This window comes from Georgenia alba (assembly GCF_042665525.1).
GTDB lineage: Bacteria > Actinomycetota > Actinomycetes > Actinomycetales > Actinomycetaceae > Allobogoriella > Allobogoriella alba.
Genome location: NZ_JBHTCQ010000004.1, coordinates 139,373 through 165,768, shown reverse-complemented (window position 1 = coordinate 165,768; position 26,396 = coordinate 139,373). Strand labels below are relative to the sequence as shown.

21 protein-coding genes are annotated in these 26,396 nt (G+C 71.5%); 7 read left to right on the top strand and 14 right to left on the bottom strand.

Features of this window, described 5'->3' with window-relative positions; all coding sequences use genetic code 11:
- Window positions 1-150: 150 nt before the first annotated feature.
- From ACFQQL_RS16755 to ACFQQL_RS16735, 5 genes are all read right to left on the bottom strand, one after another.
- The gene (locus tag ACFQQL_RS16755) at window positions 151-960 is read right to left on the bottom strand and encodes an ABC transporter ATP-binding protein (protein WP_382396307.1); all 810 of its coding nucleotides are present in this window, start codon (window positions 958-960) and stop codon (window positions 151-153) included.
- Window positions 957-1,853 (bottom strand): ABC transporter ATP-binding protein, encoded by an 897-nt coding sequence (locus ACFQQL_RS16750; RefSeq protein WP_382396306.1) that lies wholly within the window; start codon window positions 1,851-1,853, stop codon window positions 957-959. Before ACFQQL_RS16750 ends, ACFQQL_RS16755 begins: the two co-directional genes overlap by 4 nt.
- Entirely contained in the window at window positions 1,843-2,832 is a 990-nt protein-coding gene (locus ACFQQL_RS16745) for a branched-chain amino acid ABC transporter permease (protein WP_382396305.1), read from the bottom strand. Before ACFQQL_RS16745 ends, ACFQQL_RS16750 begins: the two co-directional genes overlap by 11 nt.
- Before the next feature lie 11 nt (window positions 2,833-2,843).
- Window positions 2,844-4,271 (bottom strand): branched-chain amino acid ABC transporter permease, encoded by a 1,428-nt coding sequence (locus ACFQQL_RS16740; protein ID WP_382396304.1) that lies wholly within the window; start codon window positions 4,269-4,271, stop codon window positions 2,844-2,846.
- 207 nt (window positions 4,272-4,478) lie between these two features.
- A complete protein-coding gene (locus ACFQQL_RS16735) occupies window positions 4,479-4,931 on the bottom strand; it encodes a PaaI family thioesterase (protein WP_382396303.1) in 453 nt (150 codons plus the stop codon).
- Window positions 4,932-4,949: 18 nt separating this feature from the next.
- Here ACFQQL_RS16735 and polA point away from each other — a divergent pair, with 18 nt between their 5' ends.
- Window positions 4,950-7,682, top strand: coding sequence for a DNA polymerase I (gene polA / locus ACFQQL_RS16730; RefSeq protein WP_382396302.1), 2,733 nt, complete (start codon window positions 4,950-4,952; stop codon window positions 7,680-7,682).
- A 142-nt stretch (window positions 7,683-7,824) separates the two neighbouring features.
- Here polA and ACFQQL_RS16725 read toward each other — a convergent pair whose 3' ends face one another.
- The gene (locus tag ACFQQL_RS16725) at window positions 7,825-8,265 is read right to left on the bottom strand and encodes a TIGR03668 family PPOX class F420-dependent oxidoreductase (RefSeq protein WP_382396301.1); all 441 of its coding nucleotides are present in this window, start codon (window positions 8,263-8,265) and stop codon (window positions 7,825-7,827) included.
- Window positions 8,265-9,077, bottom strand: coding sequence for a class I SAM-dependent methyltransferase (locus tag ACFQQL_RS16720; protein ID WP_382396300.1), 813 nt, complete (start codon window positions 9,075-9,077; stop codon window positions 8,265-8,267). The genes ACFQQL_RS16725 and ACFQQL_RS16720 overlap by 1 nt, the downstream gene beginning before the upstream one ends.
- Window positions 9,078-9,179: 102 nt before the next feature.
- Here ACFQQL_RS16720 and ACFQQL_RS16715 point away from each other — a divergent pair, with 102 nt between their 5' ends.
- From ACFQQL_RS16715 to rpsA, 3 genes are all read left to right on the top strand, one after another.
- A complete protein-coding gene (locus ACFQQL_RS16715; protein WP_382396299.1) occupies window positions 9,180-10,589 on the top strand; it encodes a hypothetical protein in 1,410 nt (469 codons plus the stop codon).
- Window positions 10,590-10,635: 46 nt separating this feature from the next.
- On the top strand, window positions 10,636-12,441 hold the full coding sequence (locus tag ACFQQL_RS16710; protein ID WP_382396298.1) for a hypothetical protein: 1,806 nt from the start codon (window positions 10,636-10,638) through the stop codon (window positions 12,439-12,441).
- Between the two features lie 265 nt (window positions 12,442-12,706).
- Entirely contained in the window at window positions 12,707-14,212 is a 1,506-nt protein-coding gene (gene rpsA / locus ACFQQL_RS16705; protein WP_382396297.1) for a 30S ribosomal protein S1, read from the top strand.
- A gap of 95 nt (window positions 14,213-14,307) precedes the next feature.
- On the opposite strand, the gene ACFQQL_RS16700 is transcribed toward rpsA, so the two are convergent.
- Both ACFQQL_RS16700 and ACFQQL_RS16695 read right to left on the bottom strand, forming a co-directional pair.
- Window positions 14,308-15,126: a TrmH family RNA methyltransferase gene (locus tag ACFQQL_RS16700; RefSeq protein WP_382396296.1), complete on the bottom strand. Its 819-nt coding sequence runs from the start codon at window positions 15,124-15,126 to the stop codon at window positions 14,308-14,310.
- A 22-nt stretch (window positions 15,127-15,148) separates the two neighbouring features.
- Window positions 15,149-15,580 (bottom strand): OsmC family peroxiredoxin, encoded by a 432-nt coding sequence (locus ACFQQL_RS16695; RefSeq protein WP_382396295.1) that lies wholly within the window; start codon window positions 15,578-15,580, stop codon window positions 15,149-15,151.
- Between the two features lie 155 nt (window positions 15,581-15,735).
- Between ACFQQL_RS16695 and coaE the strand changes: the two genes are divergently transcribed.
- Entirely contained in the window at window positions 15,736-17,088 is a 1,353-nt protein-coding gene (gene coaE, locus ACFQQL_RS16690; protein ID WP_382396294.1) for a dephospho-CoA kinase, read from the top strand.
- Here coaE and pntB read toward each other — a convergent pair.
- The gene (gene pntB / locus ACFQQL_RS16685; RefSeq protein WP_382396293.1) at window positions 17,072-18,478 is read right to left on the bottom strand and encodes a Re/Si-specific NAD(P)(+) transhydrogenase subunit beta; all 1,407 of its coding nucleotides are present in this window, start codon (window positions 18,476-18,478) and stop codon (window positions 17,072-17,074) included. The two genes, coaE and pntB, sit on opposite strands and share 17 nt — an antisense overlap.
- Window positions 18,475-20,034 carry a Re/Si-specific NAD(P)(+) transhydrogenase subunit alpha gene (locus tag ACFQQL_RS16680; RefSeq protein WP_382396292.1) on the bottom strand — a complete coding sequence of 520 codons (1,560 nt, stop codon included), beginning with the start codon at window positions 20,032-20,034 and terminating at the stop codon, window positions 18,475-18,477. The genes pntB and ACFQQL_RS16680 overlap by 4 nt, the downstream gene beginning before the upstream one ends.
- A 156-nt stretch (window positions 20,035-20,190) precedes the next feature.
- Here ACFQQL_RS16680 and uvrB point away from each other — a divergent pair, with 156 nt between their 5' ends.
- Together uvrB and ACFQQL_RS16670 are read left to right on the top strand one after the other, a co-directional pair.
- The gene (uvrB, locus tag ACFQQL_RS16675) at window positions 20,191-22,287 is read left to right on the top strand and encodes an excinuclease ABC subunit UvrB (protein WP_382396291.1); all 2,097 of its coding nucleotides are present in this window, start codon (window positions 20,191-20,193) and stop codon (window positions 22,285-22,287) included.
- A gap of 240 nt (window positions 22,288-22,527) precedes the next feature.
- Window positions 22,528-23,622, top strand: a complete 1,095-nt coding sequence (locus ACFQQL_RS16670; RefSeq protein WP_382396290.1) for a TerC family protein — start codon at window positions 22,528-22,530, stop codon at window positions 23,620-23,622.
- Window positions 23,623-23,762: 140 nt separating this feature from the next.
- Here ACFQQL_RS16670 and ACFQQL_RS16665 read toward each other — a convergent pair whose 3' ends face one another.
- Genes ACFQQL_RS16665 through ACFQQL_RS16655 form a run of 3 tightly spaced genes read right to left on the bottom strand, consistent with a single transcriptional unit; the run spans window position 23,763 to window position 26,341 of the window.
- Complete coding sequence (locus ACFQQL_RS16665; protein WP_382396289.1) at window positions 23,763-24,947, bottom strand: thiolase family protein; 1,185 nt, start codon at window positions 24,945-24,947, stop codon at window positions 23,763-23,765.
- Between the two features lie 12 nt (window positions 24,948-24,959).
- A complete protein-coding gene (locus ACFQQL_RS16660; RefSeq protein ID WP_382396288.1) occupies window positions 24,960-25,649 on the bottom strand; it encodes a 3-oxoacid CoA-transferase subunit B in 690 nt (229 codons plus the stop codon).
- The gene (locus tag ACFQQL_RS16655; RefSeq protein WP_382396287.1) at window positions 25,646-26,341 is read right to left on the bottom strand and encodes a 3-oxoacid CoA-transferase subunit A; all 696 of its coding nucleotides are present in this window, start codon (window positions 26,339-26,341) and stop codon (window positions 25,646-25,648) included. The genes ACFQQL_RS16660 and ACFQQL_RS16655 overlap by 4 nt, the downstream gene beginning before the upstream one ends.
- Between the last annotated feature and the right edge of the window lie 55 nt (window positions 26,342-26,396).

Here is a 26,396-nt window from a genome sequence, read left to right as displayed (position 1 = left end):
GTGCCGGAGGCTGGCTGGGCCTGGCACGGAGCGAGGAGGAGCGAGGGACGAGCGACGACGAGCGGAGCGGACCGCCTCCGGCACCACACATCGGCCTCGTAGCCGCAAGGCACGACCGCCGTCGCCACGCGCGGAGGAGACGGTGACGCCCTACGGCTCCTCGTGCCGGCCCTCCGCCTCCTCCTTGGCGACGTCGGCCTCCAGGGTGCCCAGGTAGAGCTCGATGACGCGCGGGTCGTCCATGAGCTCGCGACCGGGACCGGAGTGGGCGTTGGAGCCCTGGTCGAGGACGTACGCCCGGTGGCAGATCTGCAGGCAGCGGCGCGCGTTCTGCTCGACGATGACGATCGAGACACCGGCCTTGTTGATCCGGCGGGTCCGCAGGAACGTCTCGTCCTGACGGACGGGGGACAGCCCGGCCGACGGCTCGTCGAGCAGCAGGACGGACGGGTTCATCATGAGTGCCCGCCCCATCGCCACCATCTGCCGCTCGCCGCCGGAGAGCGAGCCGGCCCGTTGTCTCGCCCGGGTGGCGAGCTCGGGGAACAGTCCCATGACGCGGTCGAACTGCGCCTCGAACTCCTTCGGCGCCTGGAACACGCCCATCTGGAGGTTCTCGGCGATCGTCAGGGACGGGAAGACGTTGTTGGTCTGCGGCACGAAGCCGATGCCTCTGCGCACGAGGTTGTCCGCCCGCAGGTTGGTGATGTCCTCCTCGCCCAGGGTCACCGAACCGGAGCGCACGCTCACCAGGCCGAAGAGGGCCTTCAGGAGCGTGGACTTGCCGGCGCCGTTGGGGCCGATGATGCCGACCAGCTCACCGGGGTGCAGCTGCAGGTTGCAGTCGTGCAGGATGTCCACCCCGGGCAGGTAGCCGGCGACCAGGTCGCGGGCCTCGAGCAGCGGCCGGCCGTCCGGGGCACCGGGATGCAGGTCATCGCGCTGGGTCGTGGTGGTCATGATCCTCGCTGCTCCGTCTCCGGCTGGTCCTGAAGAAGCGCGTCGTCGCCGAGGTCCGTGTCGTGATGGCTGCCCAGGTAGGCGTCGACGACCGCCTGGTCGTTCATCACCGAACGGGGCGGCCCCTCGGCGACGATCCTGCCCTCGGCCATGACGACGACCCAGTCGGAGATGTGCCGCACCATGTGCATGTCGTGCTCGACGAAGAGGACGGTCATGCCCCTGTCGCGGAGGTCGGTGATGTGCCCGAGCAGGGACTGGGTGAGGGCCGGGTTCACGCCGGCCATGGGCTCGTCGAGCATGATCATCTTCGGCTCGGTCATCAGCGCGCGCGCCATCTCGAGCAGCTTGCGCTGCCCGCCGGACAGGCTGCCCGCGAAGTCGTTCATCTTCGTGTCGAGCTTGAACCGGGCGAGCAGCTCCGTGGCACGAGCGGTCACCTCGGCCTCGCGCCCCGACCACATCCACGGCACCAGCGCCGGGCCGAGGCGCTCGCCGAGCTGGTCCTTGGCGCCCAGCCGCATGTTGTCCAGCACCGTCATCCGGCTCAGCGCCTTGGTCAGCTGGAACGTGCGGACCATTCCGGCCCGGGCGAGCCGCGCGGCCCCGAGCCTCTCCACCCGGCGGCCCTCGAACGTCCAGGTACCGCCGTCGGGCCGGTCGAACCCGGTGAGCAGGTTGAACAGGGTGGTCTTGCCGGCCCCGTTCGGCCCGATGAGTGCCGTGATCGCGTGGCGCGGGACCTCCAGGTGCCCGACGTCGACGGCGCGGACCCCGCCGAAGGTGCGGGTGACACCGTCGGCGACGAGGATCGGGTCCTCCTTGGCCGCGCCGGGCACGCGCTCCGTGCGCGAGAAGTCCGGATGGGGCAGCGCGCTCAGCTCAGCGGACATCGATCGCCAGCTCCTTCCGGTCACCGAGAATGCCCTGCGGGCGGAAGATGATGAGGACCATGAGCGTGACGCCCACGATGACCCACCCGAAGTTCTCGATCTGCGGGTCGGTCATGAACGAGGAGGGGACTACCATCTCCATGACGTTCGTGATGAGGCTCAGCGAGACCCAGAACAGCACCGCGCCGAGCACCGGACCCAGGACGGTGGCGGCGCCACCGAGGATGAGGATCGTCCACACGTAGAAGGTCACCGGCCGGCCGAGTGAGTCCGGCTGCACGGCCTGCGGAAGCACGAAGATGATGCCGCCCAGGGCACCCATGACGCCGCCGAGGATCAGGGCCTGCATCTTGTAGGCGAAGACGTTCTTGCCCAGGGATCGCACCGCGTCCTCGTCCTCACGGATGCCCTTCAGGACCCGGCCCCACGGGCTGGTGACGAGCCGCCACACGAGCAACGCCGCGAGCGCCACCAGGAGCCAGCCCACCAGCCGGAGCCACCAGCTGTTGGAGGCGCTGATGGCGTACGTCCACAGCCCGATCGTCAGGCGGCCCTCGCCGAACGGTGACGCGCCGATGAACGTGTGCTTGAAGGCGTTCCCCAGCAGCCCGTTGGAGGCGCCCGTGACGTCCGTCAGGGCGGTCGACCGGCCCACCAGCCGCACGATCTCGGCGGCCGCGATGGTGGCGATGGCGAGGTAGTCGCCGCGGAGCTTGAGGGTCGGGATGCCGAGGATGACCGCGAAGACGACGGCGGAGCCGACGGCGGCGAGGACCGAGGCCCACAGCGGCCACCCGGCGATGGTGGTGATCGCGAAGCCGTAGGCCCCCATGAGCATGAACCCGGCCTGACCCATGTTCAGCAGGCCGGTGAGGCCGAAGTGGATGTTGAGGCCGATGGCGGCGAGCGCGTAGGCGGCCGTGATGGGGGAGAAGATCTCGGCCGTGACCCGCGTGAAGAGCGTCTCGAACGTGTCCATGGGTGCCTCCGTCAGCCGATCCGTTCCGCTCGGCCGAGGATGCCCTGCGGCCGGACGAGGAGGACGAGGATGAGAATGACCATCGCGCTGGCGTAGCGCATGTCCTGGGGGATCACGAGCGTGGAGAGCTCGACCACGAGCCCGATGACCAGGGAGCCGACGAGCGCGCCGTACGCGGTCCCGAGTCCGCCGAGGGTGACGGCCGCGAACATGAGCAGGAGCAGCACCGTGCCCATGTTCCAGCGGGTGGCGTTGAGGTAGAGGCCCAGCAGGAGGCCGCCCAGCGCGGCGAGGCCGCCGCTGAGCGTCCACACCAGCCGCACCACGCGGTCGACGTCGATGCCGGACGCGGCCGAGAGCGCGGCGTTGTCGCTCACGGCACGGGTGGCTCGACCCACGCGGGTGGAGCTGAGGAAGACCGCCACCGCCACGAGCACCACGACGGCGATGACCACCGAGACGGCCGACTGGGCGGTGAGGATGATCGGTCCGAACCGCAGCACCGGCGGGTTGGAGGTGACGATCCGCAGGCTGTTGCCGCCGAAGAACATGTTGAACGCGAACTGCAGCGCCATGGCCAGGCCGATGGAGACGATCATCTGCTGCGTGATGCCGACCCGCCGGCTGCGCAACGGCCGCCAGAGGCCGACGTCCTGCAGGTAGCCGAAGAGCAGCCCGATCACGACGGCGGCGACACCGGCGAGCACCAGCGGCGCGCCGAACGTCTGGGTGAACAGGAACCCCATCAGTGCCCCGAACGTCACCATCTCGCCGTGCGCGAAGTTGCTCAGCCCGGTGGTGCCGTACAGCAGCGACAGACCGACCGAGGCGAGGGCCAGCAGCAGCCCGAAGATGAGGCCGGACACGGCGAGCTGCAGCACCCGCGTCCCGGTCGAGCCGCTCTGCGCGGCCGCGCTCTCGGCGCCGACGTCGGCACCGGCGTCGTCCGCGTCCTCCCCGGACCCGGTCTCACCTCCGGACCCGTCGTCCTCGCCCGTGCCGCCGGTGTCCCCGGTCGGGGCGCCCAGCGGGAAGAGCGCGCCCGCGCTGGAACCGAGCTCGACGACGACCGTGCGGGGGTTGCTGCCCGGATCCCGGAGCGTCTCGCCCTCGGGCAGGGTCGCCTCGTCGAGGCTCACCTCGTACTCGCCCGCGGCCGTGACGGCCACGCTCCACGCTCCGGCGTCGTCTGTCGTGGTCTCGTACGTCTCGCCCTGCCCCTCGACGGTGATCGCGACGCCGGCGGCCGGCTCGCCCCCCGCGGTCCGGATGGCGCCGCGGACACAACCGGTGGAGGTGTCCGGTGCGCACTCCTCAGGTGCCGCCGATGCCGCGGAGACCGGCCCGAAGACCGCGGTCAGGATGAGGAGCGCCGCCGAGAGCAGCAACGCAAGGCGGCCCCACGTGGGCGCGCTGAGAGGTCGGTCTCCAGGTGGCACCGGAGGCCCTCCGTCCTGTTCTGCTGTACCGGCCACGCAGCCGACCGGGCCCTGTGAGCGTAGGGCGGTCCTGTTTCGGCGGGGTTACCGCCGGGTCTCGACCACGCCACTGTCGTCGGTACCGGACGCGTGCGCGGTGACACTACCGTCCCGTCGCGCCGGGTGGAGGCCGTTCGCGTGCCGACGTCCCGGCGCGTCGCCGGCGGCTCAGCCCGGCGCGGCGGTCCGGTCGCCGAGGATCATGCAGGTCAGCCGCGCGGTGCAGAGCCGGCGATCGTCCTCGTCGGTGACGACGACGTCGTAGCTCGCGACGCGCCGGCCCTGGTGCAGGGTGGTGGTGCGGGCGGTGACGTGGCCGGTGGTCGCGGACCGGTGGTGGGTGACGTTGAGGTCCACGCCGACCACCGTCCGGTCCCGGCCCGCGTGCAGCCCCGCCGCGACCGAGCCGACCGTCTCGGCGAGGGCCGCCGTCGCCCCGCCGTGGAGGATCCCGTGGAACTGGGTGTTCCCGGACACCGGCATCCGGGCCACGACCCCGTCTGGGCCGGCCTCGAGGAACTCGATGCCGAGCCGCTCCACGAGCGTCCCGGCGGCGCGCGCGTTGAGCCAGCCGAGCAGGTCGCCGGCGGTGGGGTCGGGCACGTCCGTCACGTCAGTCATGGGCCATAGGGTGACACCGTGAGTCCAGCGAGCACAGCAGCGAGCACAGCACCGGGCCCGGAGTCGACGGACCGATCGCGACTTCTCCTGGTCGACGGTCACTCGATGGCCTTCCGCGCCTACTACGCGTTGCCCGTCGAGAACTTCTCCACCACGACCGGGCAGCACACGAACGCCGTGTACGGGTTCCTGTCGATGCTCATCAAGCTGCTCGACGAGGAGCGGCCCACGCACCTCGCGGTGGCCTTCGACATGGCGGGCGGCACCTTCCGTACCGAGCAGTACGCGGAGTACAAGGCGAACCGGGACGCCGCGCCGGCGCCGTTCGCCGGGCAGATCGACCTCATCCACGAGGTCATGTCGGCGATGAACGTGACCATCCTGGAGCGTGAGGGCTTCGAGGCCGACGACATCCTCGCCACGCTCGCGGTCTCCGCGGCCAGGTCGGGAATGGAGGTCCTCGTCATCTCCGGGGACCGCGACACGTTCCAGCTCGTCGACGACGACGTCACCGTGCTCTACCCGATCCGCGGTGTCTCGACGCTCACCCGGATGACGCCCGCAGCGGTCCTGGAGAAGTACGCCGTGGTCCCGTCCCGCTACCCGGATCTCGCGGCGCTGGTCGGGGAGACGAGCGACAACCTGCCGGGCGTGCCCGGCGTGGGCCCGAAGACCGCGGCGAAGTGGGTGAACCTGTACGACGGCCTGGACGGCGTCATCGCCAACGCCGACCAGATCGCCGGCAAGGCCGGGCAGAGCTTCCGCGACCACCTCGACCAGGTCATCCGGAACCGTCGTCTCAACGAGCTGCTCATCGACGTCGAGCTCCCGGTGGGTCCCGCCGACCTCGAGCGCCGCCCGGTGGACCGTGAGGCGGTGCACCAGCTCTTCGACACCCTCGAGTTCGACGTGCTGCGGGAACGGCTGTTCGCCACGCTCCCGGAGATCGCGGAGGATGCCGTCTCGCCCGGCGTGCAGGTCGACGTCGTCGCCGTCGGCGACCTGCCGGACGGCCTCGGGCCGTGGCTCGAGACGCACGTACCGGCCGGCACGCTCGCCGGGGTGGACGTGACCGGCACCGCGGCGCAGGGCGGGGGAGACGCGTGGACCCTCGCCGTCGCCTCGGTCGGGGGCCACGCCGTCACGATCGACCTCACGGACGTCGCGCAGACCGACGAGCAGACCCTCGCCGGCTGGCTCGCGGACGCCGACCGGCCGAAGGTGGTCCACGACGCGAAGGCGGCGTGGCACATGCTGCGCGGCCGTGGCCTGGAGCTGGCCGGGATCGGGTTCGACACGGCGCTCGCGGGCTACCTCGCCCACCCGGACCAGCGTCGATACGCCCTCGCCGACCTCAGCGTGCGGTACCTGCGGCGGGAGCTCGTCGAGACGGAGGAGAGCGGCGGCCAGGCCGTACTGGCGCTGGACGAGAACGCCGGCACGGCCGACACGGCGGCTGGGACCCGGGCCCAGGTGCTGGCCGAGCTCGCCGACGTCCTGGGCGCCGACCTTGAGCGGCGTGGCGGACGCCGCCTGCTGCACGACGTGGAGCTGCCCGTGCAGCGCGTGCTGCGCGAGATGGAGCGGGTGGGGATCTGCGCGGACACCGACAACCTCGAGGAGCTGCGTTCCGGGTTCGACGACGCCGTGGAGCGACACGCGGCCGCGGCGTACGAGGCGATCGGTCACGAGGTGAACCTCTCCAGCCCGAAGCAGCTCCAGGAGGTGCTCTTCGACGAGCTGGACATGCCGAAGACCAAGAAGACCAAGACCGGCTACACCACCGACGCCGACGCGCTCGCCGAGCTGTACGCGAAGACCTCGCACCCGTTCCTGGAGCACCTGCTGGCCCACCGGGACCAGATCAGGCTCCGCCAGACGGCCGAGGGACTGCTGAAGTCGGTCTCGCCGGACGGGCGCATCCACACGACGTTCCACCAGACCATCGCCGCGACGGGCCGGCTGAGCTCGACCGACCCGAACCTGCAGAACATCCCGGTCCGGACGGCGGACGGCCTGCGCATCCGGGAGGGCTTCGTGGTGGGCGAGGGCTACGGCGCCCTGATGACGGCCGACTACTCGCAGATCGAGATGCGGATCATGGCGCACCTGTCCGGCGACGCCGGGCTGATCGACGCCTTCCAGTCGGGCGAGGACCTGCACTCCTACGTCGCCTCCAGCGTCTTCGAGGTGGGCACCGACGAGGTCACGCCGGCGCAGCGAAGCAAGATCAAGGCGATGAGCTACGGCCTCGCGTACGGGCTCAGCGCCTTCGGGCTGTCTCGCCAGCTCGGCATCGAGGTGGCCGAGGCCCGCACCCTGATGGACGTGTACTTCGAGCGGTTCGGCGGCGTGCGGGAGTACCTCACCGGCGTGGTCGCACACGCCCGCCGGACGGGCTACACCGAGACGATCATGGGCCGGCGCCGTTACCTGCCGGACCTGACCAGCGACAACCGGCAGCGCCGCGACATGGCGGAGCGGATGGCGCTGAACGCGCCGATCCAGGGGTCCGCCGCCGACATCATCAAGATGGCGATGATCGGCACGGACCGGGCGCTGACGGAGGCGGGGCTCACCTCACGACTGCTGCTGCAGGTGCATGACGAGCTCGTGCTCGAGGTGGCACAGGGGGAGGAGCAGCAGGTCGACGAGCTCGTGCGGCGCGAGATGGGCGCCGCGGCCGAGCTGTCGGTACCCCTGGACGTCTCCGTCGGGACGGGCCGTTCCTGGCGGGACGCGGCGCACTGACGAGCCCGAGGCGGAGGCAGTCGCGAGGGACGAGCGGCTGGTGGAGCCGGAGGGTGAGGAGGTGCGTCATCGGGCACGGCGCACTGACGAGCCCGAGGCGGGGGCAGTCGCGAGGGACGAGCGGCGTCGGTGACGCGTGGAGTCAGGGACTGGCTGCCCAGCCCGTCCAGCGTGCGACCCGAAGGTGCACCACCGGCCCTTCCGGCGGACGACGCCGGTACTGCGGGTACTTCTCGACCAGCGCCGCCCGGGCGGCCGCCCAGCCGGCTCCGGACGCCTCGAGCGTGGTCGTGCCGTCGGCCCGCACCCACCACAGGGCCGTCCAGTCCTCGTCGTAGTGGTCCACCAGGACGGCGGCGCGGGGGTTGTCGGCGAGGTTGCGCAGCCGCTTCAGCGCCGTCGTCGTCTTCGGCTTGTGGTCGACGGCGGTGACGATCGCGGCCCCGGCCGGGGCGCCGGCGTCGGGCACGACGGCGAAGGCCACCGGGACGATGTGCGGCACCCCGGCCCCGTCCGCCGTCGCGAGGTGCGCCACCCGGGACCCCGCCAGCCGCTGCCGGCACGCGTCCGCGCCGAGCCGCATCAGGGGCGCCTCGTCACGACGATGGCGGTCCCGGGCAGCAGCCGGCCGCGCTCCGGGCCCCACCCGCCCCAGACGCGCTCGTGGCCCTCCGGCCACTCGGGCTCGATGAGGTCCCCGATCACCAGGCCCGCTGCGACGACGTCGCGGACATGGTCCCCGAGCGTGCGGTGGAACTCGGCGTAGGTCGGTCGCCCGGCCGCGTCGTGCTCGACGTACGGGGTGCGGTCGAAGTAGGAGCGTGTCGCCGTCAGGCCGTGGCGGGTCGGGTCGTCGGGGAACGCCCAGCGGATCGGATGGGTGACCGCGAAGACCCATCGTCCGCCCGGCCGCAGCACCCGCGCGACCTCCGCGTGCACGGCTCGGGCGTCCGGGACGAACGGGATGGCGCCGAACGCGGTGAACGCGACGTCGAAGGACTCCTCCGCGAACGGCAACCGGCGAGCGTCGGCCAGCACCGCGGTCACGGCGGTGCCGGTGGCGGCGTCCAGCTCGGCCGCCCGCCGGAGCATCCCGGCGGAGACGTCGGTGGCCACGACGTCCACGCCGTGCGCCGCCAGCCACCGCGAGCACTGTGCGGCGCCGCAGCCGATCTCGAGCACTCGGGAGGCGCGCAGCGACTCCGGCGGACCGAGCAGCCGTGCGTCCGCCTCGCGGAGGCCCTCGGGGCACCAGGTGAAGTCCGCGTCGCCGAGGAACGCGCCGTGCTCGGTGAGGTACTCCTCGGAGGTGTCCGACCACCACCGGGCGTTGGCGGCCGCGGCGGCCTGGCCGTCGACCTCCTCGTAGCCGGCCCGCGCCGGGTTGTCCGCCATACAGGCCAGTGTGGCCGATGCCGGCCGTGGGGAGGGGGCCCCATGGGGCGGGGCGCGGCCGGCCAGTACTCTCGCGTCGGACAAGTCGACGACGGGGGGAACGTGCGCGGACTGACCGTGGCGCTGTGCGGAGCTGCGCTGCTCCTGACCGCGGGGTGCGCGCCGGACCCCGAACCGGGGCCGAGTCCCGCACCGTCGAGTCCCGCACCGTCGAGTCCCGCACCGTCGAGCGACGACGGGCTCGTCACCTGGGTGACGGAGGTCGAGGCGCTCTACGGGGAGCCCACCGGCGCGGAGCTCCTCGCCTCGGTGGACGGCACCGGCGAGGAGACGTGGCTGATCGGCACGGGGGACACCTGGATCGCGCTCACCGGTGTGACGGGCGCGGACGAACCCGCCGCCGCGGCCGTCCACGTCCACGGCCTTCAGGCCGGCAGCGGGGCCGCACTGTGGTCCCGCGAGCTCGACGGCGCGCTGTGCGCCGACCAGCTGCTCGGCGGGTCGCTGTTCTGCGCCTCCGTGGTCGAGTTCGACACCGGGACCGGCGAGGGGTCGCGCTGGCGCCTGCACCTGATCGACCCGGAGACGGGGGAGGACCGGGCCACCGCGGAGATCGACGGCTGGGTCTCGGCGGTCCACGTGACCGCCGGGACGATCGTGCTGCTGGAGCAGCCGGAGATGGAGGAGAGCGTCCGTCTCCGCGGCTTCGCACCGGACCTGACGGAGGCGTGGACGCTCGACCTGGCCGGGCGGGACGGCGTGTCCCGGTTCTTCCCGTCCGCGGACGACTCGCGGTCGTCCCCGAGCCCGGTCCGGCCGACCCGGTGGACCGGTCCGATGCTCGAACGGATCAGTCTCGACGGCTTCGGGCCCGACGGCGGCGTCCTCGCCGCCGGAGCCGGGGCGGGTGCGGCCCTGGTGGACGTGACCAGCGGGGACCTGCTCGCCTTGCCCGCATGCGTGACCCTGGCCGACGACGGCGAGCGGCTGTGGTGCAACCGCGGCGGCCGGCACTTCGAGGTGTCGTCCTGGACGTATGCGGGCGAGCGCGAGGTGCAGGCCGAGCACGTCGAGATGATCTCGGCCCGCGCTCGTCCGGTCTTCGCCGACCGCGACGGGCACCTGGTCACGGTCGACGCGGAGACGGGTGAGGTCGGCCCGGCCTACGGCGAGCCGGTGGACAGCGCGTGGGCGTACACGACGGCGAGCGACCGGGAGACCTACACCCTCGTGACGACCGCGTTCGACGGGTCCGGCCTCGCCCTGCTCGGGCCGGACGCGGACGAGGTCGTGTGGCGCACCGACGACCTCCCCGAGCTCAGCACCGCATTCCCGCCCTACGTGCACGACGGCCGGATCGTCCTGGGCGGCGGGGAGGACCTCCTCCTGCTCTCCCCGGAGACCGGCGAGGTCGTCGAGTCCCACCAGGTGCCCGCCGCGCAGACGCTCCCCGTCGGTGACGGGATCGCCGGGGTCTCCTCGTACGCCGTCGCCGCGCTGGACCTCCGCTGAGCGCGGGATGGGACGCTAAGGTGCACCCGGTGAGCAGGGGGTCCAGGTGAGCGACGGTCGAGGTCAGGGCGGCGAGCCGCAGTACTACGGAGCGTACGGTGCGGCGCCGCGCCCCGGCGGAGGCTCCTCCGACGGTCCGTACGGGGATCTGGTGGCCCGGCTCGACGTCGACCAGTACATCGCCGGCCAGCAGGGTCGGCCGACACCCGTGGCGCAGCAGCAGGCGGAGGCACGGCAGGCGCAGCAGCAGGCCGCCCAGGCGCCGCCCCAGCACGCCCCGCAGCAGCCGGGAGCGGCCGGCCACACGGGTCCGTACGGGCCGCCCACCACGGGAGGCGGAGCTCCTCCTCCGACCTGGCCGACCGGTGCCCGGCCGGGCGCCCCCTGGGCCTCCCCGCGCCGGCCGGCCAGCCGGCACCGGAAGCGTTGGGTCGGGCTCGTCGTCGTGCTGGTGATCTTCGCGCTCTTCCGTGGCTGCGTGGCGATCCTCGAGGGTGTCACCGGGGCCGACGACAGCTCCGGGCCGCCGTCCGGCACCTCGGCGCCCGCGCCCACCTCCAGCGACGTGACCGCGACCTGGCAGCTGGCGGCCACAGACCTCCGCGAGGACCTGGGGGCACCGGAGCTCGTGGGCCACGTGGACGGTTCGTTCGACGGTCCGCCGTACCTCTCCCGCGCCGGCGGGACGTGGGTCGTGCTCACGGGCACCAGCGACGACGGCGAGATCGTGGCGCACGGCGTCGACCGGGCGAACGGGAACGAGCAGTGGGAGCGCGAGCTCGACGGTGCCCTGTGCGCGCCGGAGGCGATCGATGCCGGCCTCTTCTGCGCCTCCGTCCTGGAACGTGACCAGGCCACGGGTATCGGCACCCGGTGGCGCCTGCACCTCCTGGACCCCGCGACCGGGGAGGACCGCGCCACGGCCGACGTCGACGCCTGGGCGTCCGCGGTCCACGTCATCGACGACACCCTCGTGGTCCTCGAGGAGCGCGAGCCGAACCCCCACGCCGTCGTGCGCGGGTTCTCCACCGAGCTCGAGCAGGTCTGGTCCCGTGACCTCTCCAAGCAGGAGGGGCACGACGAGATGTTCTCCCGGAACCGGATCATCGGCCGGGACGGTGCGGGCGTGGACCGCGACGGCGTGGTGCTGGACCGCCCGAGGTTCCGCGAGGTCGGGCAGGACGGCGGCACGCTGGCGATCTGGGCCGGCTCACGCACCGCGTTCCTCGACCCCGCTAACGGCGAGCTGGTCATGATGCCGCACTGCTCCCGGCTGGTGGACGACGGCGAGCGGCTCTGGTGCAACGAGGGGAACGGCGTCGTCGCCTACTCCTACAGAGGCGAGCGGCTGCACGAGGTGCGCACCATCCGGCTGCTCTTCCCGGACACCGACGGCAACGGCGACACCGACGTGACCCGACCAGTCTTCGCGGACGACGACGGCCGGATCTTCTCCGTGGACCTCGACACAGGTCAGGTCAACGGCCCCTTCCAGGACCTCGGCACCGGCTCTGCGTTCGGCATGCCCGTCGCCCCCGCCGCCGGCACCTCTCAGGGCCACACGTTCGTCTCCGGGGAGAACGGCATTGTCCTCCTCGCCCCTGACGCGGACGAGGTGATCTGGCACAACCGCGACGTCGACCTCACCGACCCGCCGATCGTGCGGACCACCCCCGACGGGGACGTGCGCGACGTGCTCGTGGGATCGTTCGACACCCGTGCCCTGTCGATGGACACCGGGCAGGCGGTCGGTCCCGAGATCAACCAGCCGTACGGCATCTACACCGGCGCCGTCGGTGACGAGATCGTCGGCCGGGGCCCGGAGGTCCTCGCACTGCTGGACGTCCCGTGAGAGCCCACGACGAGAGGCATCTCACGCGCACCGCACGGACGGCACCACCCGATCGGTTGCCCGGCATGATGCGGCGTCGGTAAGATCATTCTTTGGCGCAGTACGGCCTCTCGCCGGTCCGACCGGTTCGAGCCGTCGGTGCCCGACGACTCGCGACGCCGGGACGGCCCCCTCGGGAACGTCAGCCGTCGCGAACAACACCATCCTGTCAACCCGTACGTGACGCACGTACCGAATCCCTGTCCGCATCGGAGTCCACCACTACATGACCACCACTACGCCCACCCAGCCGACGTCCCCCCAGGTGGCCGTCAACGACATCGGTTCCGAGGAAGAGCTCCTCGCCGCGATCGACGAGACCATCAAGTACTTCAACGACGGGGACATCGTCGAGGGCACGATCGTCAAGGTCGACCGGGACGAGGTCCTCCTCGACATCGGCTACAAGACCGAGGGCGTGATCCTCTCCCGCGAGCTGTCCATCAAGCACGACGTCGACCCCGACGAGGTCGTCTCCGTCGGTGACCAGATCGAGGCCCTGGTCCTCCAGAAGGAGGACAAGGAGGGCCGGCTGCTCCTGTCGAAGAAGCGTGCGCAGTACGAGCGGGCCTGGAGCACCATCGAGAAGATCAAGGACGAGGACGGCGTCGTCACCGGCACCGTCATCGAGGTCGTCAAGGGCGGCCTGATCCTCGACATCGGCCTGCGTGGCTTCCTCCCCGCCTCCCTGGTGGAGATGCGCCGCGTCCGTGACCTCCAGCCGTACGTCGGCAAGGAGCTCGAGGCCAAGATCATCGAGCTCGACAAGAACCGCAACAACGTCGTGCTCTCGCGCCGCGCCTGGCTCGAGCAGACCCAGTCCGAGGTCCGCTCCAACTTCCTGCAGACCCTGCAGAAGGGCCAGGTCCGCCCGGGCGTCGTCTCCTCGATCGTCAACTTCGGTGCGTTCGTGGACCTCGGCGGTGTGGACGGTCTGGTGCACGTCTCCGAGCTGTCCTGGAAGCACATCGACCACCCGAACGAGGTCGTCGAGGTCGGCCAGGAGGTCACCGTCGAGGTGCTCGACGTGGACATGGACCGCGAGCGCGTGTCCCTCTCGCTCAAGGCGACCCAGGAGGACCCGTGGCAGGCGTTCGCCAGGACGCACGCCATCGGCCAGGTCGTCCCCGGCAAGGTCACCAAGCTCGTCCCGTTCGGCGCGTTCGTGCGTGTCGAGGACGGCATCGAGGGCCTGGTCCACATCTCCGAGCTGGCGCAGCGCCACATCGAGGTGCCGGAGCAGGTCGCGAAGGTCGGCGACGAGGTCTTCGTCAAGGTCATCGACATCGACCTGGAGCGTCGGCGCATCTCGCTGTCGCTCAAGCAGGCCAACGAGGGCGTCGACCCCAACAGCGACGACTTCGACCCGTCGCTGTACGGCATGGCCGCGGAGTACGACGAGCAGGGCAACTACAAGTACCCCGAGGGCTTCGACCCGGAGACCAACGAGTGGCTCGAGGGCTACGAGGCCCAGCGCGAGGCCTGGGAGGCCGAGTACGCCAAGGCGCACGAGCGCTGGGAGGCCCACAAGAAGCAGGTGCAGGCCGCTATCGACGCCGACGCCGAGGCCGCGGAGACCGGCCAGACCAGCGGCGGCGGCGGTGGCGGCGGCGGTGGTGCGGCGGCTGCTCCCGCCGGTGCCACCAGCTACTCGTCGCCGGCCCAGGCCGGTGGCACCCTCGCCTCCGACGAGGCGCTCGCCGCGCTGCGGGAGAAGCTGACCGGCCAGTGACCCTGACCGGCCGCACGTCCGGCTGAACGAAGGCCCCGCCGCTCGAAGGAGCGTCGGGGCCTTCGTCGTGCCTGGCCTTCCGCCGCGCGGGGTGGCTACTGCGGCAGGCGCTGACGGCGCGCCTCGTACAGGGCGATCGACGCGGCGTTTGCGGCGTTGAGCGAGCTCGCCGACCCGGTGATCGGGATCTGCAGCGTGACGTCGGCCGCGTCCCGCCACGCCCGGGACAGCCCGGAGCCCTCGTTGCCCACGAGCAGCAGCACCGGGAGGGTCAGGTCGAAGTCGGCCAGGTCCGCGTCACCGTTCTCGTCGGTGGCGACGACGACGATCGGCGTCCCTGCCGCGCGGCAGGACTCGACCCAGGTGAGCACCTCGCGCTGGGAGGGCACCCGCACGACCGGCGTGGCGAACAGGGAGCCGGTCGAGGCGCGTACCGACCGGGGGTCGTACGCGTCGGCGCCGTGCCCGGTGGTGATCACGCCGTGCGCGCCGAACGCGTCCGCCGAGCGGACCACCGAGCCGATGTTGCCCGGCTGGCTCGGCCGGTCGAGCACGACGCCGAGGAAGTCGCCATCGACCGGCACGCGGGACAGGTCGTCCGGCGGCATGGCCACGACAGCCAGCAGCTCGACCTCGCCGTCACCCTTCTCACCGAGCTCGGCGAGCAGGGACGAGGACATCCGGACGTGCTCGGCGTCAGGCGTGCCGTCCAGGACCCGCCGCGCCCAGGTGGACAGTCGGCGGTCGCCGTCGTAGAGCAGCGACCTGACCTCCCACCCGTGCTCGACCGCCATCGTGATCGGGCGAACCCCCTGCACGAGGAACTCCCCGGCGCGGGTTCGCTTCGTGCGGTTGGTGAGCAGGCTCTGCAGGACCTGGAAGCGCGCGTTGCGCGTGGTGACCGTCAGCGGCATGGCGCCTGCCGTCCGCGGACGGTCAGGCGAGGGTGGCCTCGAGCGTGATCGGCACCGCCTGCAACGCCTGGCTGACCGGGCAGCCGGTCTTCGCGGCGTCCGCGATCCGGGCGAAGTCGTCCGCCGAGATGCCGGGCACCTCGGCGCGGCAGGTCAGCGCGATGCCGGTGATCCCCTCGCCCGCCACGAACGTCACCTCGGCCGAGGTGCTCAGCTGGGTCGGGGGAGTGCCGTTCTGGTCGAGCTCGTTGGACAGCGCCATCGAGAAGCAGGTCGCGTGCGCGGCGGCGATGAGCTCCTCCGGGTTCGTGGACCCGTCGTGCGCCTCGGCGCGGTTCTTCCACGCGACGTCGAAGGTCGCCAGGCCCGAGCTGTCCAGGTGGGTCGTCCCCGAGCCACCGAAGAGGTTGCCGTTCCAGGTCGTGCTGGCCTTGCTGACGAGCGGGTTGGGCATCGTGCACTCCTTCGGTCCGCGCCCGGTCCGGCCGGGCGCCCGGTTCGGTCACCGCCATCCTGCCGTGCCGGACCCCACCGTGCCCACCGCAGGCCGTAGGCTCGGCGTGTGCCAGCCCCGCTCGCCCGACCGGCCCTCCGCACCCGGGACGCGGCATGATCCGGATCGGACTGACCGGGGGCATCGCCGCAGGCAAGTCGGTTGCGACGCGCCGGTTCGCCGAGCGGGGCGCGACCGTCGTCGACCACGACCTGCTGGCCCGCGAGGCGGTCGCACCCGGCTCCGCGGGGCTGCGCCGCGTCGTCGAGACGTTCGGGGAGGACGTCGTGACGGCGGACGGCAGCCTGGACCGGCCCGCCCTGGCACGGATCGTCTTCGCGGACGAGGCTGCGCGGGAGCGCCTGAACGGCATCGTGCACCCCGAGGTGCGACGCCTGTCCGCCGAGCGCGAACGCGCGGCGGCGCAGGGCGGGGACGCCGTCGTCGTGCACGACATCCCGCTGCTGGTCGAAACCGCCCAGGCGGACCGGTTCGACCTCGTCGTGGTCGTGCACACGCCTGCCGAAGAACGCCTGCGGCGGCTCGCCGAGGGGCGCGGCATGACCGCGGAGGACGCTCGCGCCCGGATCGGCGCCCAGGCGTCCGACGAGGATCGTCTGGCCGCCGCCGACGTGATCCTCGACGGGTCCGGGAGCGAGGAGGGCCTGCGCCGCCAGGTCGACGACCTGTACGACCTCCTCGGGGCGTGGCGTGCCGAGGAGGTCGACCAGCCCGTGGGCTGGGACCTCTCCCGCGTGGCGTCCCGCATGCACGAGCCCGGCGAGCCCTGGGACCTCGAGGCCGTCTACCGCGAGGTGCTCGACGGTGCCCGCTCCGTCCTGGACATGGGCACCGGTGGGGGCGAGTTCCTGCTGCGGTTCCGTGACCACCTTCCCGCCGACACGGTCGCCACCGAGGGCTGGGAGCCCAACGTCGAGGTGGCGCGCGCTGCGCTCGGCAGGCACGGGATCGACGTCGTCCCGTTCGGTCAGCCCGAGGACCTCGCCGACCGGGCGGAGATGCCGTTCCCCGACGACCGGTTCGACGTGGTCCTCAACCGGCACGAGACGTACCACCCGGCGGAGGTGGCCCGCGTGCTGCGTCCCGGCGGCACCTTCGTCACCCAGCAGGTCGGAGGCGGTGAGTTCGCCGAGCTCCGCGCCCTCACCGGGACCCCGGCCTCCGTGCCCCAGATCGAGTACGCGGACTTCCGCGCCGCCCTCGACGGGGCGGGCCTGGAGGTCCTCGACGGCGCCGACGCCGTCGGCAGCTACGAGTTCCCGACCGTCGCCGACCTGGTCGCGTACGCCTCGGCGGTGCCGTGGCAGGCCCCCGCCGACTTCACGGTCGCGACCTACCTGCGGACGCTCGTGCGCCTGCACCGGGACGGTCCGGCGCTCGGTCACCCCGTGCGGATGACGCGGCGCCGCTTCTGGCTTCGCGCCCGGAAGGTCACAGCGCCTGGATGATCTTCTCCACCTGCTCCTTGGCGTCACCGAAGAGCATCGCCGTGTTCTCCTTGAAGAACAACGGGTTCTGCACGCCGGCGTAGCCGGTCGCCATCGAGCGCTTGAAGACGACGACCTCCTTCGCCCGCCACACCTCGAGCACCGGCATGCCCGCGATGGGCGACGCCGCGTCCTCCTGCGCGGCCGGGTTCACGGTGTCGTTGGCGCCGATCACCAGCACGACGTCCGTCTCGGCGAAGTCGCCGTTGATCTCCTCCATGCCGAGCACGACGTCGTACGGCACCTTCGCCTCGGCGAGCAGCACGTTCATGTGACCGGGCAGCCGCCCGGCCACCGGATGCACGCCGAACCGGACGTCGACACCACGCGTGCGCAACTTGTCGGCGAGGTCCGCCAGCGGGTACTGCGCCTTGGCCACCGCCATCCCGTAACCCGGGACCACGATGACCGAACGGGCGCTCTTGAGCTCCTCGGCCACCTCCGACGGGAACGTCTCGCGGTGCTCGCCCCCGGCGCCCTCCCCGCCCGCGGCCGCGCCGTCCTCGGCGCCGAACCCGCCGAGGATGACCGAGACGAACGATCGGTTCATGGCCTGGCACATGAGGTAGCTGAGGATGGCGCCCGAGGAGCCGACCAGCGCCCCGGTGATGATGAGCAGGTCGTTGCCGAGCATGAAGCCCGCGGCGGCCGCCGCCCACCCGGAGTAGGAGTTGAGCATCGACACGACGACCGGCATGTCGCCGCCGCCGATGGAGGCGACGAGGTGCCAGCCGAGGGCCAGCGCCACCACGGTCATGCCGAGCAGCGCCGGCAGGCCGGCGGCGGGGCCTCCACCGGCCGCGTTGAGATACCAGGCCAGGAAACCCGCCGCGACCAGCACCGCCGCGAGGTTCAGCCAGTTGCGTCCCGGCAGCATCAGCGGCGCGGACCTGATCCGCCCGGCGAGCTTGAGGTGCGCGACCACCGAGCCGGTGAACGTCACCGCACCGACGAGGACGCCGAGGTACACCTCGACGAGGTGGACCGTGTCCGGTTCGGGGTCGGTCAGGTAGGACCCGATCCCGACGAGCACCGCGGCGAGGCCGACGAAGGAGTGCAGGAGCGCGATCAGCTCGGGCATCTGGGTCATCTCGACCGTGCGGGCGCGCCAGGTTCCCACGGCCGCGCCGATCAGCAGGACCAGCACGATGAGCGCCGCGGTCTGCGGCCACGGCCGCTCGGAGCGCTCCAGGGCCAGCACGACCGTGGCGGCCAGCGCGAGCACCATGCCCACGATGCCCAGGACGTTCCCGCGCCGCGCCGCCTCCTGCTTCGACAGTCCCGCCAAGGACAGGATGAAGAGCACGGCCGCGACGAGGTAGGTCGCCTGCACGAGCGACGTGGCCGTCACGAGGGGCTCCCCCTGTGGAACATCTTGAGCATCTTGCGGGTGACCAGGAAGCCGCCGAAGACGTTGATGCTCGCCACCGACGCCGCGACGACCGCGAGCGTCGTGACCAGCCAGGACTCGCTGCCGATCTGCAGCAGCGCACCGACGAGGATGATGCCGCTGATCGCGTTCGTCTGGCTCATCAGCGGGGTGTGCAGAGCGTGGATGACGCTGGAGATGACATAGAAGCCGACGACGACGGCGAGCGCGAAGACGACGGCGTGGCCGGCGACGTCGGGCGGGGAGGCGGCGACCGCGAGCCCCACGAGCACGGCAGCCAGGCCCGCGAGGAGGTGGCGCCGTCGGGGCGATGGGACGGCGGCCGGGGCGGCCGGCTCGGCCTCGTGGGCAGGCTCGGCGGCCCCGCCGGGCGAGCTGGGCATGCTGGCTGTGACGGACACCGGCGGGGGAGGCCAGAGCACCTCGCCGTCGTGCGCGACCGTCATGCCGCGGACGACGACGTCGTCGAGGTCGATCTCGAGCGCGCCGTCGCGGCCGGGTGTCATGAGCGTGAGCAGGTTGGCGACGTTCGTGCCGATGAGCTGGGAGGTGTGTCGCGGCATGCGGGCCGGCAGGTCCGTCCAGCCCAGGATGACGACGCCGTTCTCCGTCACGACACGCTCGCCGGGCACGGTGGGCTCGGCGTTCCCGCCACCCGGCGCCGCCAGGTCCACGACGACCGAACCGGGCCGCATCGCGCGGATCGTCTCGTTCGTCAGGGTGCGCGGGGCGGTGCCGCGCACCAGCGCCGTGGTGATGACGATGTCGGCCTCGGCGCACTCGGCCGCGTAGAGCCGGCGCGTGGCCTCCTCCTGCTGCTCGGTGAGGGTGCTGGCGTAGCCGTCCGTGCTGACGTCCTGCCGCGCGTCGTCGTCGGCCTGGACGAAGGTGGCTCCCATCGACTCGACCTGCTCGCCGACCTCCGGCCGCACGTCGAACGCCCGCACCTGTGCCCCGAGGCTTGCGGCCGTGCCGATCGCCGCGAGGCCGGCGACCCCGGCGCCGATGACGAAGACCCGTGCCGGCGGCGTGGTCCCGGCGGCGGTGACCTGTCCGGCGAACATGCCGCCGAACTCCTCGGCCGCCTCGATGACCGCGCGGTACCCGGCCACGTTGGACAGCGCCGAGAGCACGTCGAGCGACTGGGCCCGCGAGATGCGCGGCACCGCGTCGAGTGCCAGGGCCGTGACACGCCGCCCGGCTAGGGCCTCGAGGAGGTCGGTGTGCGTGGCGGGGGAGAGCTGGCAGACCAGGACGGAGCCCGGGCGCAGGAGATCCTGCTCCTGCTCGCCGGGAGCGTGGACGGCGGTGACGACGTCGGAGCGCCAGACCTCCTCGGCATCGCCCAGGCTCGCGCCCGCCTCGACGTACGCCTCGTCGGGCAGGTCGGCCCGGTCACCGGCCCCACGCTCCACGATGACGTCGTGGCCCAGCCGGAGCAGCGTGCGCACCGTGGCGGGTGTCGCGGCCACGAGGCGTTCGCCGGGCGTGGACTCCCGCGGGACACCGATGCGCATGCGCCCTCCTCCACGACGACGTGTCCTCGCCAACGTAACGGGTCGACCGCGCCGCGACCGGTGAACCACGCCGCGCTCCTCGCCGCCCGCCGTGCCGCCGTGTGAGCCCTGCCGCTCGGCCCGCGCCGTGTGGGTGCCGCGCCGTACGGTAGATCCATGCGTCCAGTGACCGACCTGCAACGGACCGTCGCGCCGTTCGAGGTCGTCTCCGAGTACCAGCCGTCGGGTGACCAGCCGGCCGCGATCGCCGAGCTCGCGGCCCGCGTGAACGCGGGCGAGAAGGACATCGTCCTGCTCGGCGCCACCGGCACGGGGAAGTCCGCCACCACCGCCTGGCTGGTCGAGCAGGTCCAGCGCCCCACGCTCGTCATCGCGCACAACAAGACCCTCGCCGCCCAGCTGGCCACCGAGTTCCGCGAGCTGCTGCCGAACAACGCCGTCGAGTACTTCGTCTCGTACTACGACTACTACCAGCCCGAGGCGTACGTGCCGCAGACGGACACGTACATCGAGAAGGACTCCTCGATCAACGACGAGGTCGAGCGGCTCCGGCACAGCGCGACGAACTCGCTGCTCACTCGCCGGGACGTCGTGGTGGTCTCCTCCGTGTCCTGCATCTACGGCCTGGGCACCCCGCAGGAGTACGTCGACCGCATGGTCCAGCTGCACGTCGGCCAGCAGGTCGAGCGTGACGAGCTGCTCCGCAGGTTCGTGCAGATGCAGTACACCCGGAACGACATGGCGTTCAGCCGCGGCACCTTCCGTGTGCGCGGCGACACCGTCGAGATCATCCCGGTCTACGAGGAGCTCGCGATCCGGATCGAGATGTTCGGCGACGAGATCGATGCGATCAGCACCCTGCACCCGATGACCGGCGAGGTCATCCGCTCCGAGGACTGGGCACACCTCTTCCCGGCCAGCCACTACGTCGCCGGGCCGGACCGGATGGAGCGGGCGATCGCGGGCATCGAGGCGGAGCTCGCAGAGCGGCTGGCGGAGCTGGAGCGCCAGAACAAGCTCCTGGAGGCGCAGCGGCTGCGCATGCGCACCACCTACGACATCGAGATGATGCGGCAGATCGGCACCTGCTCCGGCATCGAGAACTACTCCCGTCACATCGACGGTCGCGAGCCGGGTTCCGCGCCGAACACGCTGTTGGACTACTTCCCGGAGGACTTCCTCCTCGTCATCGACGAGTCGCACGCGACGGTCCCGCAGATCGGCGCCATGTACGAGGGCGACATGTCCCGCAAGCGGACGCTGGTCGAGCACGGCTTCCGTCTGCCGTCCGCCGTCGACAACCGGCCGCTGCGCTGGGAGGAGTTCCTCGAGCGGATCGGCCAGACCGTGTACCTCTCCGCCACGCCCGGCGGCTACGAGCTCAGTCAGTCCGACGGCGTGGTCGAGCAGATCATCCGCCCCACCGGCCTGGTCGATCCCGAGGTCCTCGTCAAGCCCACCAAGGGACAGATCGACGACCTGCTCGGGGAGATCCACGAGCGGGTGGAACGGGACGAGCGCGTGCTCGTGACGACCCTGACCAAGAAGATGGCCGAGGACCTCACGGACTACCTGCTGGAGCGCGGCGTCCAGGTGCGCTACCTGCACTCCGACGTCGACACCCTCAAGCGGGTGGAGCTGCTGCGTGAGCTGCGGCTCGGCACGTTCGACGTCCTCGTCGGCATCAACCTGCTCCGTGAGGGGCTCGACCTGCCCGAGGTGTCGCTCGTCTCGATCCTCGACGCCGACAAGGAGGGCTTCCTCCGGTCGGGCACGTCACTGATCCAGACCATCGGCCGTGCGGCGCGCAACGTCTCCGGCCAGGTGCACATGTACGCCGACACCGTGACCGACGCGATGGCGCAGGCCATCGAGGAGACCAACCGGCGGCGCGAGAAGCAGCTGGCCTACAACGAGGCCAACGGGATCGAACCCCAGGCGCTGCGGAAACGGATCGCCGACGTGACCGACATGCTGGTCCGCGAAGACGTCGACACGCAGGAGCTGCTGGCCGGCGGGTATCGCGGTGCCGACAAGGGAGCGGGCCGTGCCGAACGGCGCAAGGCAGGCGAGTCGACCCGGGAACGGCTCGCCGGTGCGGCGTCGTCGGACCTGGCCGAGCTCATCCAGGAGCTCTCCGACCAGATGCATGCCGCGGCCGAGGAGCTCCAGTTCGAGGTCGCGGCCCGCCTGCGCGACGAGATCTCGGACCTCAAGAAGGAGCTGCGGCAGATGCGGGCCGTGAACTCCTGAGCCTCACCCCACGGTGCGGCGGAACTCACGGAGACGCGATGTCGTCGCACCCGTCGACGTGACGTATTGTGAGCCGCGGAGGGGAGTATTCCTCACACGGTGGAGTCGTCAGTACGGCGGGTCGGTCTCGCTCGGTTCCACCGGTCCAGACGCCGGACGTCCCGCGGGTGCGGCCCGCGGACCCTACGGCAGGGCGGAAGAGACCTCCGGTGCTGACCCCTACGTACCGGAGGACACTCGGTGGACGTTCCGCTCATCGCCTGGATCTCGCTGTCCGCGCTGATCGCCATCATGATCACGGTCGACATCGTCGGCCACGTCCGGACCCCGCACGCGCCGTCGCTGAAGGAAGCGGCGTGGTGGTCGGTCGCCTACATCGCCATGGCCCTGGTCTTCGGCGGCATCGTCTGGGCGATCTGGGGCCACCACCACGGCACTGACTACTTCTCGGGATATCTGCTCGAGAAGAGCCTCTCCGTCGACAACCTCTTCGTCTTCGTCATCATCATCGCGGCCTTCCAGATCCCGCGGAAGTACCAGCAGGAGGTCCTGCTGGCCGGCATCATCATCGCCATCGTGCTGCGCGGCATCTTCATCGCGATCGGTGCGCGGATCGTCGAGAACTGGTCGGACGTGTTCTTCCTGTTCGGGGCCTTCCTCATCTACACGGCGATCAGTCAGGCCCGTGAGGGCAAGATCGAGCCGGGGGAGGACGGCGAGTACAAGGAGAACGCCTTCGTCCGTCTCGTGCGCCGTTTCGTGCCCGTGACCGAGGGTTTCGTGGGTGGCAAGCTCGTCCACCGGCACCACGGCCGGACCATGATCACGCCGCTGCTGCTCGCCATCGTGGCCATCGGCAGCGCCGACCTCATCTTCGCCGTCGACTCCATCCCGGCGATCTTCGGGGTCACGCAGGAGGCGTACCTCGTCTTCGCGGCCAACGCCTTCTCCCTCCTCGGCCTGCGTCAGCTCTACTTCCTCATCGACGGCCTGCTCGACCGTCTGGTCTACCTGCACTACGGACTGGCCGCGATCCTCGCCTTCATCGGCGTCAAGCAGATCATCCATGCGCTGCACGAGACCGAGGTGGGCTTCCTGCAGTTCTTCGACTGGCACACGATCCCCGAGCCGGGACGCCTGGTCTCCCTCGGCTGGATCGTGGGCGTGCTGCTCATCACCGTGGTGACGAGCATGCGCCGCAACGCCAAGGACCGGCGCGTCGAGGCCGCCGAGCGGGCCATCCTGCGGCCCGGCGAGGAGTACGAGGACCAGCGGGCGCACCTGCCCCGGCCGGACGCCCCGTCGGCCGAGACCAGCGACCGTGGCGGGAGCTGACGCGCTCGCTCGTGCTCGTCAGGCCCGGTGCTGGCTGGTCGGCCTTCCTCGCACTCCGCTCGTACCTCGCTCGTGCTCGTCAGGCCCGGTGCTGGCTGGTCGGCCTTCCTCGCACTCCGCTCGTACCTCGCTCGTGCTCGTCAGGCCTCCAGGACAACGGCGAGGCCTTGGCCCACGCCGATGCAGATCGCGGCCACGCCCACGCCGCCTCCGCGGGCGGCCAGGGCGTGCGCCAGATGCCCGACGATCCGCCCGCCCGAGGCACCCAACGGGTGACCGATGGCGATCGCGCCGCCGTCGACGTTGACCTTCTCCGGGTCCAGCTCCGGCCAGAGCTTCAGGCACGCGAGCGACTGCGAGGCGAACGCCTCGTTGAGCTCGACGAGGTCCACGTCGGCCCAGGTGTGACCCGACCGTTCCAGGGCGACGTACGCGGCCTCGACGGGTCCGATGCCGAACACCGGCGGGTCGACGGCGGAGACGCCCCGGCCGGCGACGCGGGCCAGCGGCTCGCGGCCGAGCTCGGCACCGACTCGCTCGTTGCCCAGCAGGACCGCGGAGGCGCCGTCGTTCAGCGGCGAGGCGTTACCTGCGGTCACGGTGCCGTTCTCGCGGCGGAACGCCGGCTTCAGCGCGGACAGGGCCTCCATGGAGGAGTCGGCACGGATGTTCTCGTCCCGGTCGAGCTCGACCCCGGGCACGGCGACCTTCTCGGCGTCGTAGCGGCCCGCGTCCCACGCCTCGGCGGCGAGCCGGTGGCTGCGCAGGGCGAACGCGTCCTGGGCCTCCCGGTCGATCCCGTGCACGTCGGCGAGGATCTCCCCGCCCTCGCCGAGCGAGACCGTCCACTCCTCCGGCATCCGGGGGTTGACCAGGCGCCAGCCGAGCGTGGTCGAGACGAGGGTCTGGTCGCCGGCCGGGTAGGGTCGCGACGTCTTCGGCAGGACCCACGGCGCCCGGGACATGGACTCCGTCCCGCCGGTGAGCACCAGCTGGGCGTCCCCGGTCTCGATCGCCCGGGCGCCCTGGATGACGGCCTCCACGCCGGAGCCGCACAGCCGGTTGACGGTCACGCCGGGCACCGACGTCGGCAGCCCGGCGAGCAACGCGGACATGCGGGCCACGTTCCGGTTCTCCTCACCGGCGCCGTTGGCGTTGCCGAAGATCACCTCGTCGATCCGGGCGGGGTCCATGTCGGGGCTCCGCTCGAGCACCGCCGCGAGCACCGCCGCACCGAGGTCATCGGGGCGGACACCCGCCAGAGCCTTGCCGTAGCGGCCGAACGGCGTCCGGACGGCGTCGTAGACGAAGACGGAGTCGGTCATCAGATCCTCGCTTCAGCTCGTCGTGCCGGCCACGGGGCGCCCACCGGCGGCGCCGTCCACCAGGTCCAGCCCGGTCAGCTCCCGAAGGCTGTCGAGCGTGGTGTCGCCGTACGTCTCCAGCACGGAGACCGCGTCCTGGCCGATCTCGAAGAGGGCACGGTCGGTGTACACGCGTGACACGCAGCGAACACCCGTCAGCGGGTAGGTGCACGTCTCCACGAGCTTCGACGCACCGTCCCGGGTGAGCAGCTCCATCATCACGAACGTCTGCTTCGCGCCGATCGCCAGGTCCATGGCTCCGCCGACCGCGGGGATCGCGCCCGGCTTGCCGGTGTGCCAGTTGGCCAGGTCTCCGACCGCGGAGACCTGGAACGCGCCCAGCACGCACAGGTCCAGGTGACCGCCGCGCATCATCGCGAACGAGTCGGCGTGGTGGAAGTACGCGGAGCCGGGTAGCTCCGTCACCGGGATCTTCCCGGCGTTGATGAGCTCAGGATCGATCTGCTCGCCCTGCGCCTCCGGCCCCATCCCGAGCATGCCGTTCTCGGTGTGCAGCGTCACCTCGCGCTCGGGCTCCAGGTAGTCCGAGACCTTCGTCGGCATGCCGATGCCCAGATTGACGTAGGCGCCGGTCGGGATGTCCTGTGCCACGCGCCGGGCGATCCCGTCCCGGCTGAGCGGGTCGTTCGTGCTCGCGCTCACTGACCGACCTCCTGCTCGGGGACGCGGGCCACGGTGCGGGAGACCCGCACCACCCGGTCGACGTAGATGCCCGGTGTGATGACGACCTCCGGGTCGATCGTGCCCACGTCCACGACCTCACTCACCTGAACGACCGTCGTCGTGGCGGCGGCGGCCATGATCGGGCCGAAGTTGCGGGCGGTCTTGCGATAGACGAGGTTGCCCACCCGGTCCGCGCGCAGCGCCTTCACCAGCGCGACGTCGGCCCGCAACGGGTACTCCAGCACATAGTTGCGACCGTCGATCGTGCGCGTCTCCTTCCCCTCCGCGAGCAGCGTGCCGTAGCCGGTGGGGGTGAAGAACGCGCCGATCCCCGCGCCCGCGGCGCGGATCCGCTCGGCGAGGTTGCCCTGCGGGACCACCTCGAGCTCGATCTCGCCCGCCCGGTAGCGCTCGTCGAAGTGCCAGGAGTCCTTCTGCCTGGGGAAGGAGCAGATGATCTTGCGCACCCGGCCCTGCGCGATGAGCTGCGCGAGCCCGACGTCACCGTTGCCCGCGTTGTTGTTGACCACCGTCAGGTCGGTGGCGCCCTGCTCGATGAGCGCGTCGATCAGCTCGACCGGCTGGCCGGCCGTGCCGAAGCCTCCGATCATCACGGTGGCCCCGTCGGGTATGCCGTCGACGGCCTCGCGGACGTCCTCGGTGATCAGCATCGGTGCCGCTCACTTCCTGTTCGCAATGCGCACACCTGCGCGCTTGGGGAACTGA